Source organism: Streptomyces sp. N50 (assembly GCF_033335955.1).
In the GTDB taxonomy this organism is placed as follows: domain Bacteria; phylum Actinomycetota; class Actinomycetes; order Streptomycetales; family Streptomycetaceae; genus Streptomyces.
This window is the reverse complement of sequence record NZ_CP137550.1, coordinates 1,125,792-1,142,085: the sequence shown is the minus strand read 5'-3', so window position 1 is coordinate 1,142,085 and position 16,294 is coordinate 1,125,792. Positions and strand designations below refer to the sequence as shown.

The following is a 16,294-nucleotide window of genomic DNA, read 5'->3' as shown; positions in this document are numbered from 1 at the left end:
GGTCGAACGATATGGGGAGGCGGGCCAGTTGGAGGAATCGGCGCTCGGCGGAGGCGCGATCAACGCGGTCGTACGGGTGGGGGAGACCGTACGACGCACTCCGGCCCCGCCGGAACGGTCGGCCCATGTGACCGGACTCCTCGCACTCTTCGAGCGGCAAGGGTGGTGCGGAGCACCGCGCTTCCTCGGCGTGGACGAGCGGGGGCGCGAGGTGTTCCAGTACATCGAGGGCCGGGCAGCCGTAAGCCCCGACGAGCGCTCCGCCGCCCGCACCGACGACAGCCTGGTGCGCGTCGCGCGGCTCGTCCGGGACTTCCATGACCTGACGCACGGCACACCGCAGGCCGGTGACCAGGACGTCGTCTGCCACAACGACCTCGCCCCCAAGAACACCGTCTACGACAGCGCGTGGCACCCGCTGGCCTTCGTCGACTGGGACCTCGCCGCCCCCGGCGAGCGCGTCCACGACGTCGCCCACGTCTGCTGGCAGTACCTGGACCTCGGCCCGGGCGTCACCGACGTGCCCGAGGCCGCCCGCCGGATCGCGCTGATCTGTGAGGCGTACGGCCTCGACGACAGCAGCTGGCTTCTGGACACGGTCCTGTGGTGGCAGGACCGCTGTTGGCGGGGCATCGAGGCCGGCGCCGAACGCGGCGAACCGGGCATGGTCGGTCTGCGGGCCAGTGGCGTCGTGGAGGAGATCCGGGACGCGTGCGACTGGGTGGCCTTGCACCGGCGCGAGCTGGGCGCGTTCCTGCGCTGAGGCGTCGTAGAAGATCGGAATGAATCGGACGAAGCCGCACACCTTGACATGCAGGTAACTGCCTGCATAACGTTGAGTGTGCGATCCGAACATGACTCAGGGATGGACGCGGTCTTCAAGGCCCTGGCCGACGAGACGCGCAGACGTCTGCTGGACCGGCTGCACGAGGAGAACGGGCAGACGCTCGGTGAGTTGTGCGGGCGCATCGACATGACCCGTCAGTCGGTGACCCAGCATCTGGCCGTCCTGGAGGCCGCCAACCTGGTCAGCACGGTGCGGCGCGGGCGGGAGAAGCTGCACTACCTCAACCCGGTCCCGCTGCACGAGATGCAGGAGCGCTGGATCGACAAGTTCGAGCGCCCGCGCCTGCGCGCACTCGGGGCCCTGAAGCGACGAGCCGAGGAAGCCATGACCGACAAACCGACATTCGTCTACGTCACCTACATCGCGAGCACCCCGGAGAAGGTCTGGGACGCGCTCACCGACGCCGACCTGACCGCCGTCTACTGGGGCCACAGCAATGTGTCCGACTGGCAGGTGGGCTCCCGCTGGGAGCATGTGCGCACGGACGGTTCCGGCATCGCCGATGTCGTCGGGACGGTGGTGGAGAGCGTGCGCCCGACCCGGCTCGTGACCACATGGGCCGCGCCGGAGAGCGAGGGGCGGGAGGACAAGTACTCCCGCGTCATCTTCGACATCCGGCGCCACGAGGACATCGTGCGCCTCACCGTCACGCACGAGGATCTCGCCGACGAGGGCGAGCTGTCCGACGTGTCCGGCGGCTGGCCGGCCGTGCTGTCCAACCTGAAGTCGGTCCTCGAAACCGGCAGCCCCCTCCCGCAGGCGCCCTGGCTGGTGCCGGGCGGCCACTGAAGGGGGCGTGGGTTCCTTCCGGGTCTCGGGGGGTCCTACGGCTTGGGGGTGCTCCGCGCCGCCGTGCCGGCACACACCAGGCCCAGCAGCACGGCCAGTCCGCCGATGATGACGTTGTTCAGGATGACGCCCTTGTCGGGGTTGGTGCCGACGATCCACGGCGAGACGATCATCCAGACACCCAGGGCGCTCATCGCCCAGCTGAGGCCGTACATGCGCTCCGGCGCCCTGGTGAACCCGAGGGCCAGCAGGCCGATCGCGATGCCGACGATCAGGTTGTGCGGCACGAGCGCGGGCTGGCTCGTCGTGTAGTGGAGTATCCACGGGGATACGGCGCAGTACAGACCGAGCAGGAACACCGGTCCGTCCACGAGCGCCACATCGCGTCCGCCGAGCATGCGGGCGTAGCGCGCCTGCATTTCGGAGACATCAGGGTGGCTCGCCATGTCACCTCTGGTGTGCGAGACGTTGGCCATGACTCGTCTCCTTTGACTTCGCTGGCCTGACCGCGTCTGGTGCGGTATGCGGCAAAAGCCGCTTACCTCCATAGTGCTCTTATTTCACCTTTATGTGTAGTGGTCAGCCTGTTCGTCGCCCTGGAGATGGCGGCGCAACTGGTGGAGCCCGCGTCGGGCATGGCTCTTGACCGTGCCGAGCGGCCAGCCGGTACGCAGTGCGATCTGGGTCTGGGTGAGGTCCTCGTAGTACGTCAGCCGCAGGACCCGCTGCTGAGGTGCGGGCAGTTTCGCCAGCTCACCCAGGACCAGGACCCGGTCGAGAACCGTGTCGGGCTTCCGGGCGGCGGGATCGGCGAGGGCGAGCGACGAGCCCGCGGCGGCCACGAGATGCAGGCGACGGGTGCGGGCGGACAGCGCGTCGGCGATCCTGCGCCTGGTGATGCCCACGATCCAGCCGCCGATCGCGCCGCGCTCGGGACGGAAACCCCGCCGCCCGCGCCACACCCCGAGGAACACCTGCTGGGTCACGTCCTCCGCCTCCTTGGCGTCACCCAGGGAGCGCCAGGCCAGGCTGTGCACCAGGGGTGACCAGCGGTGATACACGGCGGCCAGGCAGTCCTCGTCGCCCGCCACCAGCCCTCTGGCCAGCTCCTCGTCGGTGCGCGAGTCCGTCGCGGGGCTCGGGCGGACGGCGCCGGGCTGCGGGCTCATGACTACGGCTCCTCACACGTCGGACGGCGACTGTCCGGTCATCGTGGGAGCCGGGGATCAAGGCCATCAACTCGCATCGATTGTGCGTCGTATAGTCACTGGATGAGCGAATTGCCCGCCGACAGGGACGCGGCGCACGGGTCCACGGGCGAAGTGCCCCTGACCACCGGTGCGTTGGCCCGCCGACTGGGCGTGGCGCCGACCACGCTGCGGTCCTGGGAGCGTCGCTACGGCATCGGGCCCGCGGTCCGCGCCGAGGGGCGGCACCGGCGCTGGACCTCGCGGGACGTGGCGCTGCTGGAGGAGATGTGCCGGCTGACCTCGTCGGGCGTACCGGCGGCTGAGGCCGCGCGGGTGGCGAAGGGGGCGGCCGGTTCGCATGCGGAGCCCGTGCCCGTACGGAACCGGAAGTCGCGGGCCCCGGGCGCCCTGCCCCTCGGAGACGTGCGCCAGGAGTGCCGCGGCCTGGCGCGCGCCGCCGTCCGGCTCGACGCGCCCGCCGTCGAGCGTCAACTGGCCGATGCCGTCGGCCAGTACGGCACCGTCGTCGCCTGGCAGGAGGTGATGATGCCGACCCTGCACGCGGTGGGGCGCAAGTGGGCGTCGTCCGGGGACCGTTACGTCGAGGTGGAACACCTGCTGTCCTGGCACGTCTCCACCGCCCTGCGCCGGCACACCCCGCTTCCCGGGCCGCGAGCCGACGTCCCGCCCGTCGTCCTGGCCTGCGTACCCGGCGAACAGCACACCCTCCCCATCGAGGCACTCAACGCCGCCCTGGGTGAACTCGGCCTGCCCACAAGGATGTTCGGCGCCGCCGTCCCCGCCGAGGCGCTCACCGCGGCGGTACGGCGGCTGGGACCGGCGGCCGTCGTCCTGTGGGCGCAGGCACGCTCCACGGCGAGCCCGCCGCTGGCCCGGCACCTCGCCGACATCCGGTGGGGTGTGAAGGGCGCCAGGCGACAGCCCTCGGTGGTACTGGCCGGACCCGGCTGGTCCGGTGCTCAGGCCCCGGGCGCGATGCGGCCGACGACGCTCGCGGATGCCGTGGACACTCTGTCCGCGATGTACGAGACACGGCACTGACCGCGGACCTCAGTCACCCGCCCGGCCCTGCCTGAACCGCGCGAGCCCGTCGGAGAGTTCGACGATCGGATCCGGATAGTCGCCGAGCGCCGCGCGGTCGAATCCCCTGAGCTTCCACGGCTCGTGCACCAACGGGCCGTCCAGCTCGGCGAGTTCGGGCACCCAGCGCCGGACGTACGCGCCGTCCGGGTCGTACCGCTTCGCCTGGGTGACGGGGTTGAGCACCCGGTTGGGGCGCGAGTCGGTGCCGGTGCCCGCCATCCACTGCCAGTTGAGCTGGTTGTTGGCCACATCGCCGTCGACCAGCAGATCGAGGAAGTACCGGGCGCCGACGCGCCAGTCGACGTAGAGCGTCTTGGTGAGGAAGCTCGCCGTCAGCAGGCGTCCCCGGTTGTGCATCCAGCCCTCGTGGAGCAGTTGGCGCATCGCCGCGTCGATCAGTGGATAGCCGGTGCGGCCTTCCTTCCAGGCCGCGATGTCCTCGCGGGCCGTGCGTGCGGACCGCCAACGGTCGTGTTTCGTACGGTAGTCGGCGCCGGCGGCCGAGGGCCTGGCCGCCAGCACCTGCCGGTGGAAGTCCCGCCACGCGAGCTGCCGTACGAAGGCCTCGGCGCCCGGTCCTTCCAACTGCCGTGCCCGGTGGACCAGTTCGACGGGGGAGAGGGTGCCGAAGTGGAGATGGGGCGAGAGGTGGGAGGTGGAATCGGCGGCGAGGGCGTCGTGCAGGTCCTCGTACGACGCGATGCCGTCGCGCAGCCAACGGCCCAGCAGCTTGCGGCCGTTGGTCTCCCCGCCGATCGCCAACCCCGGTGACAGTCCTTCGATACCGGCCCGGTCGGGCAACTCCTCGGAACCGACACCGTCCGGGACCCGCACCGTGCGCGGTGCGGCGAGCGGGGCGCGCAAGTGCTGCCCGGACCAGTGGCGGAAGTAGGGCGTGAAGACCGCGAAGTGGTCCGAGGAGGCCGGGGTCACCGCGCCCGGGGCGACGGCCGTGGTCACCGTGTCATGGACGTGCAGCCGCCGTCCCTCCGCCTCCAGCGCCCGCCGCAGCCGCTGCTCGCGCCGCCGCGCGTAGTCGCTGACGTCGGCTGCCATGTGCACCTCGTCGGCGTCCGTCTCGGCGGCGACCTTGCACACCTCGTCGACGACGTCACCGGACCGGAGCACCAGCCGGCCGCCCCGCTCGCGCAGGCCGGTGTCTAGGTCGCGCAGACAGTCGGCGAGGAACGCCAGCCGGTTGGGCGCGGCGAACCCGGCGTCCGCCACACCCCGGTCGCGCACGAACAGGGGGACCACCTCGCGGGCCTCGGCGGCGGCGCGCAGCGCGGGATGGTCGTGCAGGCGCAGATCGGCGGTGAACAGGACGACCGAGACGTTCATGGTGTGCGCTCCGGGAGACGGGAAGAGGGTCTGGTGAGGTGCTTCCGGCGCGGAGGACCCGGCGGATGCGGCCGTCAACCGATCGGCGCGCGTTCCCCGGCCGGTGTCGTCGGCGTCCGGGCCGCGGCCCCCGCGATGTTGCGTGCCATGCCCCCGAACACGACGGCGTGGAAGGGCGAGACGCTCCACCAGTAGGCGTGCCCCAGGAGGCCGTGCGGATGGAACACGGCCCGCTGCCGGTAGCGGGTACCGCCGTCGTCGTTCGTCTCTGCGTACAACTCCAGCCAGGCCAGACCCGGCAGCCGCATCTCGGCCCGCAGGCGCAGGAGGTGCCCGGGGCGGATCTCCTCGACGCGCCAGAAGTCCAGCGAGTCACCGACCCGCAGCCGCGCCGCGTCCCGGCGGCCCCGGCGCAGGCCGACACCGCCCACCAGCCGGTCCAGCCAACCTCGCACGGCCCAGGCCAGCGGGAGGGAGTACCAGCCGTTGTCCCCGCCGATCCCCTCGATCACCCGCCACAGCGCCTGGCGCGAGGCGTCGACCGGCAGCTCCCGCAGGTCCGTGTAGAGGCTGCCGCCGGCCCAGTCGGGGTCGGTGGGCAGCGGATCGCTGGGCGCGCCGGGCACCGAGGCCGACGACCAGCGGGTGGTGACCTTGGCGTCGCGGACCCGCTGGAGGGCCAGCCGTACCGCCTCGTCGAAGCCGAGCGGGTGCCCGGGCAGGTCGGGGACGTACCGCGCGATGTCGTGCTCGTGGCAGACGACCTCGTGGCGCAGCGACTCGGTCAACGGCCGTGCGATGGACGCCGGTACGGGCGTCACCAGGCCGACCCAGTGACTGGACAGACCGGGGGTGAGAACCGGGACGGAGAGGATCAGCCGGCGCGGGAGGCCCGCGACGGCCGCGTACCTGGTCATCATCTCCCGGTAGGTGAGCACGTCCGGTCCGCCGATGTCGAAGGCGCGGCTGACGTCGGCCGGCATGCGCGCGCTGCCGACGAGTGCGCGCAGTACGTCGCGCACCGCCACCGGCTGGATCCGCGTGCGCACCCAGCTCGGTGTGACCATCACCGGCAGCCGCTCGGTGAGATAGCGCAGCATCTCGAAGGAAGCCGAGCCCGAGCCGATGACCACGGCCGCGCGCAGGACCGTGGTCGGCACGCCCGAGTCCAGGAGGATCCGGGCCACTTCGCTTCTCGACCGCAGGTGCGGCGAGAGATCCCCCTCCGGCACGTTCGCGGGGGTCAGACCGCCGAGGTAGACGACGCGCCGCACCCCCGCGGCCCGAGCCTGCTCCCCGAAGATCCGCGCGGCCTCCCGGTCGGTCTGCTCGAAGCGGTCGCCCGTGCCCAGCGCGTGCACGAGGTAGTAGGCGACGTCGACGTCGCGCAGGGCCGCGGCGACCGACGCGGCATCCGTGACGTCACCGCCCACCACCTCCACGTCACCCGCCCAGGGGTGGTCGCGCAGTTTTCCGGGAGCACGGGCCAGACAGCGGACCCGGTGGCCCTCGGCGAGCAGCTCCGGAACCAGCCTGCCTCCGACATAGCCCGTCGCTCCGGTCACCAGACAGCGCAGGCCCGGTACGGCCTCGTCAGCGTGCATCCGTTCCACGGCCTTTCGTATCGGTGTGCCCCCTGTGATCACTTCCCCGTGCGTGGCCGAACCGGATGCACGGTTCGGTCGGGTCCCGCCGAGAGAGTGAGCATGTCCGCGTCGATCGGGGGCAGGTGAACAGGTACGACGGCCCCCATGGGGAGCCGAGGAACGATGCTGGAGGTGTCTGCGGACATGGGCGCGAAGGTGTTGAAGCGGTTTTCGGCGGGGGCTCCGCGCGGATCATGGCCTGCCGAGGAGTTCGCGGCCCGGCGCCGCGCCGAGGGTGAGCCCGCCAGGGTCGTCATGGACCTGAAGTCCGACGCGTTCCTCGTGGTCGTTCCGATGGGCGACGAGGACTGACCGTACGGCCACGGCCCTGAGCGACCACGCGCTCAGGCGGGTGTTCCGCTCAGCTCCCGTGCCCGCCGTACGAACGCCTCGTGCAGATCCCCGGCCGCCCGCGGTACGGAGTCCGCGCGGCGGCGGCGCAGCATCAGCAGGACGCGGGCCGTGTCGCCGGCGATCGGCCGGTAGGTGATCGCGCCGAGCCGCTCCAGCGGGTCCCCGACCACGCTGAAGTCGGGCAGGACGGTCACCCCCAGCCCCTCCGCGACCATGAGCTTGCCCATCTCGGCGCCGTCGGTCGAGTAAGCGAAGGCCGGGCCCTGACCGTCGAGCAGCCGGTGCACATAGCGGTGCATCACATAGCCGGAACGCATACCGATCAGCGGCTCGGTGAGGAGGTCGTCCACACTGACGGTCGGCCGGGACGCCAGCGGGCTGTCGGGGCGCATGCACACCACCGGCATCCCGGACAGCAGCTCGGTGGACTCGAAGTCGGCCGGCATGTCGTCGCCGTCGAGGTGATTGACCAGACCGAGATCGAAGCCGCCCTCCGACAACGCCCGGTGGATGTCGGTCTGTTGGGTGCCGACCACCTCGACCTGGGTGAGCGGATGCGAGGCGCGGAACTCGCGGACGACGGGCAGGAGCAGCGGCACGGTCGCCGCGTTGACCGTGCCCACCCGCACCATGCGGCTGATCCGGTGCTGCTCGCCGGCCGCCGCCCGCAGCCGGTCCACCGCGTCCAGCACGTCGACGATCTTCGGCAGCAGCTCCCGGCCCTCCGCGCTCATCGTCGCGCCGGACCGTTTGCGCTCCAGGAGATCGACGCCGAGTTCACGTTCGAGATTGCGCACGGTCTCGCTCAACGCGGGCTGTGACAGGCGCAGTTCCTCGGCGGCCCGGCGCAGGGAGCCGAGCCGGGTCACGGCCGCGATGTATTCCAGCTGTTCGGTGCGCATGACCGCAGAATGCGGCGGATTTCCCGGGCTGTTCAAGGGTTTCCCTGTCACACGTTCGTGAAATTCAATGGTCCGCGATACGAGACCGGTCGGGTTTTCCTTGACGGCTCTCGCCGGCGGCTGCCACGATCGACGGCATGATGATGCGACTGGACCTCACGCGGCGACGCCATGTCGACCTCGCGCGCGTCTCCAGCGCCTCCTGTTGCACCGCGGCCTGATCCCCGTCACCTCCGTCCTGTGATCCGCCGCCTTTCTTTTCCTCCCGCCTGACATTCGCCGGAATTCGCTCCGGCCGGATTCGGCGTGCCCGAAAACGCATTCCGCAACAGGAGTTCCGCATGCCCGCAGAGCCCGTGAAATTCGCCTACTGGGTCCCCAACGTCAGCGGGGGACTCGTCACCAGCAAGATCGAGCAACGCACCGACTGGGGCTACGAGTACAACCGCGAACTCGCCGTCCTCGCCGAGAACAACGGCTTCGAGTACGCGCTCAGCCAGGTCCGCTACATGGCCAGCTACGGCGCCGAGTTCCAGCACGAGTCGACCAGCTTCAGCCTCGCGCTCCTCCTCGCCACCCAGCGCCTGAAGGTCATCGCCGCCGTCCACCCCGGCCTGTGGCACCCGGGCGTCCTCGCCAAACTCGGCGCCACCGCCGACCACCTGTCGAACGGCCGCTTCGCCGTCAACGTCGTCTCCGGCTGGTTCAAGGGCGAGTTCACCGCGCTGGGCGAACCCTGGCTGGAGCACGACGAGCGCTACCGCCGCTCCGAGGAGTTCATCCAGGCCCTGCGCCAGATCTGGACCGAGGACCACACCGAACTCGCCGGTGACTTCTACCGGTTGCGCGACTTCTCCCTCAAGCCCAAGCCCCTCAACACCCCCGAGCGCCCGCACCCGGAGATCTTCCAGGGCGGCAACTCCACCGCCGCCCGCGCGATGGCCGGCCGCGTCTCCGACTGGTACTTCTCCAACGGCAAGGACTTCGACGGCGTCACCGAGCAGCTCGCCGACGTACGCCGCTCCGCCGCCCAAGTCGGCCGCACCGCACCGAAGTTCGGCCTCAACGGCTTCCTCATCGCCCGCGACACCGAGGCCGAGGCCCACGACACGCTCCGCGAGATCGTCGCCAAGGCCGACCATGAGGCCGTCGAGGGATTCGGGGCCGCGGTGAAGCAGGCCGGGCAGTCCTCGGCCGACGGCAAGGGCATGTGGCAGGACTCCACGTTCGAGGACCTCGTGCAGTACAACGACGGGTTCCGTACGGGACTCATCGGCACCCCCGAGCAGATCGCCGAACGGATCGTCGCCTACAGGAAGTTGGGCGTCGACCTTCTCCTGCTCGGCTTCCTGCACTACCACGAGGAGGTGGAGTACTTCGGCAAGCGGGTGCTGCCGCTGGTGCGTGAACTGGAAGCCCAACTCCCGGACGCCGAGCCCGAGTCCGTCTCTGTCCACGCCTGAGCGCCCCCACCGCGAAAGAGGTCGTCCGACATGAGCACCGTCACGCCCACCGACTGGCAGACCCGCCCGGCCCCGCAGTCCGCCCAGGACTGGATCGCCCGAGCCGCCGAGGTCGCCGCCCTCCTCGACACCGACGCCGCCGCCCGCGACCGGGCCGGCGCCACCCCGTACGCCGAGGTCCAACTCCTCAAGGACTCCGGCCTCGTCACCCTGCTCGGCCCCACGCAGCACGGCGGCGGAGGCCAGGACTGGCCCACCGCCTACCGCGTCGTCCGCGAGATCGCCAAGGCCGACGGCTCCATCGGCCAGCTCCTCGGCTACCACTACCTCTGGAACTGGGCCGCCCGCCTGGTCGGCACCCGCGAACAGTGGGAGCACGTCGAGGCCGAGGCCGCCCGCAACCAGTGGTTCTTCGGCGGCGCGGTCAACCCGCGCGACAAGGACGTCACCGTCACCGAGGACGGCGACGACCTCGTCTTCACCGGCCGCAAGTCCTTCTCCACCGGCAGCAAGGTCTCCGACGTCACCGTCCTCGAAGGCGTCCTGGAAGGCACCGACCAGCACGTCTTCGCCATCGTGCCCTCCGGCAGCGAGGGCCTGACCTTCCTCGACGACTGGGACAACATCGGCCAGCGCCTCACCGAGAGCGGCGGCGTCATCCTCGACGGCGTCCGCACCCCGTGGTCCTCGGCGGCCGGTTACGTCGACAAGGAATTCCAACCGCGCACGTACAACACGCTCAACGTCCCGACCATCCAACTCGTCTTCGTCAACTTCTACTTGGGCATCGCGGCCGGCGCTCTGGAGACGGCCGCCACCTACACCCGCACCAAGGCCCGCTCCTGGCTGCACGGCGGCTACGAGCGCGCCGTCGACGAGCCCTACGTCATCGACACCTACGGCGACCTCACCGCGAAGCTCTGGGCGGTCGAGGCCCTCGCCGACACCGTCGCCGCCGAGGGGCAGCGACTGCACGACGACCCCGACGCCGTCACCGCGAAGACACGCGGCGACTTCGAGGTACGGGTGGCCGCCGTCAAGGCACGCGCCACCGATGTCGCCCTGGAGATCGGCAACCGCGTCTTCGAGGTCACCGGCGCCCGCTCCACGGCCACCTCGGAAGGCCTCGACAGGTTCTGGCGCAACGTCCGCACCCACACCCTGCACGACCCCGTCGCCTACAAGCGGCGCGAGGTAGGCCGCTGGGTCCTGGAAGGCGAACTGCCCGAACCCACCTGGTACTCCTGACCGAACTGCCCCGGGGCGCCCGCCAGTTGAGCGGGCGCCCCGCCTCCCCGAAAGAGGACCCATGGCCACCGTCCTGTCCGTCTCCGGCAGCCCCTCCGTCTCCTCCCGCACGAATCGCCTGCTACGGCACCTGGACAAGCGGCTGATCGCCCAGGGCCACGAGGTGATCCCGCTCGACGTGCGCACCATCCCCGCCGAGGCCCTTCTCGGCGCGGACTTCCGCCACCCGGCCATCGTCGAGGCCACCGAACTGTTCGCCCGCGCCGACGGAGTGGTCGTAGGCACCCCCGTCTACAAGGCCTCCTACTCCGGAGTCCTCAAGGCGCTGCTCGACCTGCTCCCGCAGTACGCGCTGACCGGCAAGACCGTGCTGCCGCTGGCCACCGGTGGGTCCACCGCACATGTGCTCGCCATCGACTACGCACTCCGCCCGGTGCTGAACTCCATGGGTGCTGCCCACATAGTCCAGGGCTGGTTCACCCTCGACAAGGACATCACGGCCCACGAGGACGGTTCGCTCACCGTCGCCCCGGCCACCAGCGAGGCGCTCACTCAGGTGGTGGACCAGTTCTCGGCCGCGCTCGGCCGGACCCCGCTCCTGGCCGCGGCGAGCTGACCACCATGACCGACCGTGCGACCGCCCATGTGATCGCGGACGACGCCGAGGCCCTGGTGCTCGCCGCCGCGCTGGCCGACGAGTTCCGGGCGGGAGCCTCGGCGCGCGACACCGAACGCAGGCTCCCGCGCGCCGAGTTGGACCGCCTCTCCGGCTCCGGACTGCTTGCGGTCACCGTGCCCGCCGACCACGGCGGCGCCGACGTGAGCGCGGAGACCCTCGCCGAGATCTTCCGCCTCCTCGGCTCCGCCGACGGCAGCCTCGCCCAGATCCCGCAGAGCCACTTCGCCTACGTCAATGTGATCCGCCGTCAGGGCACCCCGGACCAGCAGAAGTTCTTCTTCGCCGAGCTGCTGGCGGGGCGCCGCTTCGGGAACGCCCAGTCCGAGGCCGGCACCAAACACGTCCAGGACATCCGCACCCGCCTGACACTCCAGCCCGACGGCTCCTACCGACTGACCGGCGTCAAGCACTACTCCACCGGCGCCCTGTTCGCCGACTGGATCCCCGTCCTCGCCCGCACCGATGACGACAACCTCCATGTCGCGTACATCCCGAGCGACGCCGAGGGCGTCACGGTCGTCGACGACTGGGACGGAATGGGCCAGCGCACGACGGCCAGCGGCACGGTCCGGCTGGAGGCGGTCGCCGTCCCCGCCGACCGGGTCCTGCCGCACCACCTCACCTTCGGAGGTCCCCAACTCCACGGCGCGGTCGCCCAGTTGCTCCACGCGGCCATCGACGCCGGGATCGCCGGGGGAGCGCTGGCCGAGGCCGCCGAGTTCGTCCGGACGAAGAGCCGCCCCTGGTTCGAGAGCGGCGTCGAGACCGCCGCCGAGGACCCGCTGCTGATCCAGCGGTTCGGTGAACTCGCCATCCAGGTAAGGGCGTCCGAGGCCCTGCTGATCCAGGCGGCCAAGGCCGTGGACGCGGCGCGCGCCAACCTCGACGACGACTCGGCGGCGGAGGCCTCCATCGCGGTCGCGGCGGCCAAGGTGCACGCGGCGCAGACGGCCGTGGAGGTCGCGGGCGCGCTGTTCGAGGTGTCGGGCACGCGGTCGGCCCTCAACTCCCTGAACCTGCACCGGCATTGGCGGGACGCTCGCACCCACACCCTGCACGACCCGGCGCGCTGGAAGATCCAGCACATCGGCCGTTACGTACTGAACGGCACCAGGCCGCCCCGCCACGGCCTCCTCTAACTCACCTACCGGACAGTCCAGACAGGAGCCCCCACGTGTCCCTCACCTTCCACTGGTTCCTCCCCACCAACGGGGACAGCCGTCATGTCGTGGGCGGCGGTCACGGCACCCCCGCCACCGCCTCCGGCCGGGACCGGCCGCCGACGGTCGCCTACCTGAGCCAGATCGCCCGCGCGGCGGAGGACCTCGGCTTCGTGGGCGCCCTCACGCCCACCGGCGCCTGGTGCGAGGACGCGTGGCTCACCACCGCGATGGTCAGCCAGAACACCGAGCGCCTGAAGTTCCTGGTCGCCTTCCGCCCCGGCTTCGTCTCGCCGACGCTCGCCGCGCAGATGGCGTCCACGTTCCAGCGGCAGACCGGCGGACGCCTGCTCCTCAACGTCGTCACCGGCGGCGAGAGCCACGAGCAGCGGGCCTACGGAGACTTCCTCGACAAGGACGACCGGTACCGCCGTACCGGCGAATTCCTGGAGGTCGTACGGCAGTTGTGGGACGGGAAGACCGTCGATCTGGCCGGTGAGCATCTGCGCGTCGAGGAGGCCAAGCTGGCGCGGCTGCCCGACCCGGTGCCCGAGGTGTACTTCGGGGGATCGTCGCCGATCGCGGGGGAGATCGCCGCCAAGTACGTGGACGTGTACCTCACTTGGGGCGAGCCGCCGGCTCAGGTCGCCGAGAAGATCGCGTGGATCAGGGGGTTGGCGGCGAAGCAGGGGCGGACGCTGCGCTTCGGGATCCGGCTGCACGTCATCACGCGTGACACGTCCGCGGAGGCGTGGGCCGAGGCGAACCGGTTGCTCGAAGGGTTCGACTCCGAAACCGTGAAGTCCGTACAGGCCGGGCTCGCGCGGAGCGAGTCCGAGGGGCAGCAGCGGATGCTCGCGCTGCACGGCGGGAGCCGGGACGGGCTGGAGATCCATCCCAACCTGTGGGCCGGGATCGGGCTCGTCCGGGGCGGAGCGGGGACGGCGCTGGTCGGCAGCCACGAGGAGGTCGCCGAGCGGATCAAGGAGTACGCGGCGCTGGGGATCGAGGAGTTCGTGCTGTCCGGGTATCCGCACCTGGAGGAGGCGTACTGGTTCGGGGAGGGCGTGCTGCCGAGGCTGGCGGCGGACGGGGTGTGGCAGCACCCGGTCGGTGAGCGGAAGGCTTCCGAGGCGCAGGTGCCGTTCGCCAGTTGACGGTCCCGCCGATGCCCAACTCCGCGCCCGGCGGGCGTAGTTGCCGGATGCGTGGTCAGAACCAGTGCAGGCAGTGCGGGGAGCGGTCGGTGCGGAAGAGGGCGTCGGCGAGGGCGGCCGCGCCCGGGCGGTGGACCCGGATGTGGCCGGCCCGCACGAACGTGCTCGGGGCGGTGCCGCCGAGGTAGACCGAGCCAAGGTCGCACACGTCCAGGGACAGGTCGGGCGTCCGGCCCGTCGGCACGCAGTCGGCCTTGCCGTCCCGGACGGTGAGCAGGTAACGGCCGTGGTCGTCGAGGAAGGGGTCGTCCACGGCGAGGACGAGTTCGCCGTCCGTGAACCAGCCGCGCGCGGTCAGCGCACGCGGTACGTCCAGCAGCCGCACCCAGAGCCAGTCCATGTCGTGGCTCACCTCGCCGGCGCGGAAGTCCGCGAGCTGCCAGCGCAGCGGGTGCCGGGGCGGGACGTGCTTGAACACGACCTGGGAGACGAGGTCGTGGCCGAGCACGAACCGGGCCAGGGCCGTGAACACGGCGTCGTCGGTGGCGATGGTCTCGTCGACCGTCAGGGTGCCGGACTCAAGCGAGTAGGCGGCGTACCCGTCCGGCATGCCGTCGGCGTCCCGGTGGAGGGCGATGTAGCGCGGAGTCGGCGAGATCGGGGGCTGCCCCGCGCGCAGGGCCCACCAGCGGTGCGGCCGGGACAGCGCGCCGGGCTGGGCGCGGCGGTAGCGGTCGTAGACCTCTTCCAGGATCTCGCCGCATTCGGCACGACGCAGCACCTCGACGGAGCCGGTCGCTCGGCCGTCGCCCGGGCTGTGCGCCCGGGGGAGGTCGAGAGCGGCCTTGTGGCGCGGCACCGTCAGCCGCCCCGTGTAGGTCGCCGGTCCGTACCCGAACCTGCCGTAGATCGTGGCCTCGGAGGCCAGCAGCACGGAGAGGATCTCTCCGCGGGCCCGCAGTCCGGTGAGCTGATGCCGCATCATCGCGCTGAGCACGCCCTGGCGCCGGTGCGAGGGCAGGACGCCGACGCCGGTCACCCCGGGGGCCGGAACGAGGGTCTCGCCGGGCAGGGTGAGCTCGAAGGGGTAGGTGGCCGCGGTGCCGACGGGCCGCCCGTCCGCCGTCAGGGCGAGCAGACAGCGGTCCATCTCCAGCGCCGACCACCACAACCCGCCGCCGTCGACCGGGGTTTCCGGGAAGAGCCCGAACGCGGCGTGCATCGTGTCGACGAAGACGTCGAGGTCCTCGTCGGTCGTGGGACGGATCTCCATCGCTGCCGTGCCTCCCCGGATACCGGCACCACTACCCGTGGTGTCCCGCCACAGTGCAGCGCCGCTCCGGGACCAGGTCAAGCGAATTACGCCCGGTCGGCCAGTGCCTTCAAGTGGACCCTTCTCGACTCCGCCGTCTGGCCCTGGACCAGGAGGAACAGGGCCTCCCGCGCGAGGCGTTGGGCTCTGTTCGTCAACGACAGCGACCTGCCGCCTCCGGCCACCACCGCGGCCGTGGTCGCCGTCATGAGCACCTCGTACGCCCGCGTCCGGAGCGCCAGCCGCTCCTCCAAGTGCTCGTGCGGTACGGGGTGTTCGGCCAGGGCGTAGGCCTGCTCGCGTACGTCGGCCAGGCGGGTGCGGATCGGACCCGCCTGCTCGTCGTCCAGCAGGGCGAGGGCCGCCGCCGCGACGCCGAAGACCGCCGGGGACGCGTTGGTCGGCTTGGGGCGGTCGGTCTTCGCCCAGTCCGCGTACGGGGTCCGCAGCGCGACCGCGTCCTCGGGCAGCCACAGTCCGTCCAGCTCCAGCGACACCGTGCGGGACGCGGTGAGTGCCGCGAGCCGCATCGGGGCGGACGGTCGCAGGCCCTCCTGCTCCCGCGCCTCCGTGAACGCGAAGAGCGCCTCGTCCGCGTCCGTCACCCCCGCGAGCAGCATCACGTCGTTCAGGCCCCACCCCGTGTACCAGGGCACGGTTCCGTCGAAGCGCCAGCCGCCCCGTTCGCGCGTGACCCGCACCGGGATCCGGGGGTAAGCCCGCAGGTGCGCGTACGCCACCCCCGACATCAGCTCGCCTCGCGCGAGGGGGCCCAACAGGCGTTCCCGCACCGGGAGTTCGCTCTTCGCCAGTGTCATGACCGGTGTGTGGTGCTGGGTCTGCACGAACCACGTCGAGCAGCATGCCCCGGCCAGGATCTCCGCCGTCTCCCGGGCCACCGTGCCCGGGGCCGCCGAGCCGCCGTAGGCCACGGGTGCGCTCACGCCCAGCAGGCCGGACTGTCTGATCGCCTCGATGTGGCTTGCCGGGACGCCCTCCTGGTCGACCTGTTCGGCGTGCGGGGCGAGGAGGTGGTCCGCGAGGTGTCGGGCGCGGGTGACGAGGAAGTGGGAGGTCATGCGGGAGATTCTGCCGATCGGGC

At 71.3% G+C, this 16,294-nt stretch carries 17 protein-coding genes; 10 read left to right on the top strand and 7 right to left on the bottom strand.

Features of this window, described 5'->3' with window-relative positions:
* Positions 1–28: 28 nt before the first annotated feature.
* Positions 29–763 (top strand): phosphotransferase, encoded by a 735-nt coding sequence (locus R2B38_RS49785; protein WP_318023099.1) that lies wholly within the window; start codon positions 29–31, stop codon positions 761–763.
* A gap of 102 nt (positions 764–865) precedes the next feature.
* Positions 866–1,636 (top strand): metalloregulator ArsR/SmtB family transcription factor, encoded by a 771-nt coding sequence (locus R2B38_RS49780; RefSeq protein WP_318022809.1) that lies wholly within the window; start codon positions 866–868, stop codon positions 1,634–1,636.
* A gap of 35 nt (positions 1,637–1,671) precedes the next feature.
* Here R2B38_RS49780 and R2B38_RS49775 read toward each other — a convergent pair whose 3' ends face one another.
* Both R2B38_RS49775 and R2B38_RS49770 read right to left on the bottom strand, forming a co-directional pair.
* The gene (locus R2B38_RS49775) at positions 1,672–2,112 is read right to left on the bottom strand and encodes an SPW repeat protein (protein WP_318022808.1); all 441 of its coding nucleotides are present in this window, start codon (positions 2,110–2,112) and stop codon (positions 1,672–1,674) included.
* A 90-nt stretch (positions 2,113–2,202) separates the two neighbouring features.
* The gene (locus R2B38_RS49770; protein WP_318022807.1) at positions 2,203–2,805 is read right to left on the bottom strand and encodes a sigma-70 family RNA polymerase sigma factor; all 603 of its coding nucleotides are present in this window, start codon (positions 2,803–2,805) and stop codon (positions 2,203–2,205) included.
* A 102-nt stretch (positions 2,806–2,907) separates the two neighbouring features.
* Here R2B38_RS49770 and R2B38_RS49765 point away from each other — a divergent pair, with 102 nt between their 5' ends.
* Positions 2,908–3,888 (top strand): MerR family transcriptional regulator, encoded by a 981-nt coding sequence (locus tag R2B38_RS49765; protein ID WP_318022806.1) that lies wholly within the window; start codon positions 2,908–2,910, stop codon positions 3,886–3,888.
* A gap of 9 nt (positions 3,889–3,897) precedes the next feature.
* Here R2B38_RS49765 and R2B38_RS49760 read toward each other — a convergent pair whose 3' ends face one another.
* Together R2B38_RS49760 and R2B38_RS49755 are read right to left on the bottom strand one after the other, a co-directional pair.
* Positions 3,898–5,271, bottom strand: a complete 1,374-nt coding sequence (locus tag R2B38_RS49760; RefSeq protein WP_318022805.1) for a deoxyribodipyrimidine photo-lyase — start codon at positions 5,269–5,271, stop codon at positions 3,898–3,900.
* A 74-nt stretch (positions 5,272–5,345) separates the two neighbouring features.
* A complete protein-coding gene (locus tag R2B38_RS49755; RefSeq protein ID WP_318022804.1) occupies positions 5,346–6,875 on the bottom strand; it encodes an SDR family oxidoreductase in 1,530 nt (509 codons plus the stop codon).
* A 165-nt stretch (positions 6,876–7,040) separates the two neighbouring features.
* Between R2B38_RS49755 and R2B38_RS49750 the strand changes: the two genes are divergently transcribed.
* Positions 7,041–7,229 carry a hypothetical protein gene (locus tag R2B38_RS49750; RefSeq protein ID WP_033280720.1) on the top strand — a complete coding sequence of 63 codons (189 nt, stop codon included), beginning with the start codon at positions 7,041–7,043 and terminating at the stop codon, positions 7,227–7,229.
* 32 nt (positions 7,230–7,261) lie between these two features.
* Here the strand turns inward: R2B38_RS49750 and R2B38_RS49745 are convergent, their stop codons facing one another.
* Positions 7,262–8,173, bottom strand: a complete 912-nt coding sequence (locus R2B38_RS49745; protein WP_318022803.1) for a LysR family transcriptional regulator — start codon at positions 8,171–8,173, stop codon at positions 7,262–7,264.
* 137 nt (positions 8,174–8,310) lie between these two features.
* On the opposite strand from R2B38_RS49745, the gene R2B38_RS51475 reads away from it, so the two are divergent.
* From R2B38_RS51475 to R2B38_RS49720, 6 genes are all read left to right on the top strand, one after another.
* Positions 8,311–8,394 carry a putative leader peptide gene (locus R2B38_RS51475; RefSeq protein ID WP_351305882.1) on the top strand — a complete coding sequence of 28 codons (84 nt, stop codon included), beginning with the start codon at positions 8,311–8,313 and terminating at the stop codon, positions 8,392–8,394.
* A gap of 120 nt (positions 8,395–8,514) precedes the next feature.
* Positions 8,515–9,636: a dimethylsulfone monooxygenase SfnG gene (gene sfnG, locus R2B38_RS49740; protein ID WP_318022802.1), complete on the top strand. Its 1,122-nt coding sequence runs from the start codon at positions 8,515–8,517 to the stop codon at positions 9,634–9,636.
* A gap of 30 nt (positions 9,637–9,666) precedes the next feature.
* Entirely contained in the window at positions 9,667–10,884 is a 1,218-nt protein-coding gene (locus R2B38_RS49735) for an acyl-CoA dehydrogenase family protein (RefSeq protein ID WP_318022801.1), read from the top strand.
* A gap of 61 nt (positions 10,885–10,945) precedes the next feature.
* The gene (gene ssuE / locus R2B38_RS49730) at positions 10,946–11,500 is read left to right on the top strand and encodes an NADPH-dependent FMN reductase (protein ID WP_033280724.1); all 555 of its coding nucleotides are present in this window, start codon (positions 10,946–10,948) and stop codon (positions 11,498–11,500) included.
* Between the two features lie 5 nt (positions 11,501–11,505).
* Positions 11,506–12,702 (top strand): SfnB family sulfur acquisition oxidoreductase, encoded by a 1,197-nt coding sequence (locus tag R2B38_RS49725; RefSeq protein ID WP_318022800.1) that lies wholly within the window; start codon positions 11,506–11,508, stop codon positions 12,700–12,702.
* Positions 12,703–12,737: 35 nt separating this feature from the next.
* On the top strand, positions 12,738–13,880 hold the full coding sequence (locus tag R2B38_RS49720) for an LLM class flavin-dependent oxidoreductase (protein WP_318022799.1): 1,143 nt from the start codon (positions 12,738–12,740) through the stop codon (positions 13,878–13,880).
* A 55-nt stretch (positions 13,881–13,935) separates the two neighbouring features.
* Here R2B38_RS49720 and R2B38_RS49715 read toward each other — a convergent pair whose 3' ends face one another.
* Positions 13,936–15,153: a GNAT family N-acetyltransferase gene (locus R2B38_RS49715; protein WP_318022798.1), complete on the bottom strand. Its 1,218-nt coding sequence runs from the start codon at positions 15,151–15,153 to the stop codon at positions 13,936–13,938.
* 86 nt (positions 15,154–15,239) lie between these two features.
* Entirely contained in the window at positions 15,240–16,271 is a 1,032-nt protein-coding gene (locus tag R2B38_RS49710; protein WP_318022797.1) for an acyl-CoA dehydrogenase family protein, read from the bottom strand.
* Between the last annotated feature and the right edge of the window lie 23 nt (positions 16,272–16,294).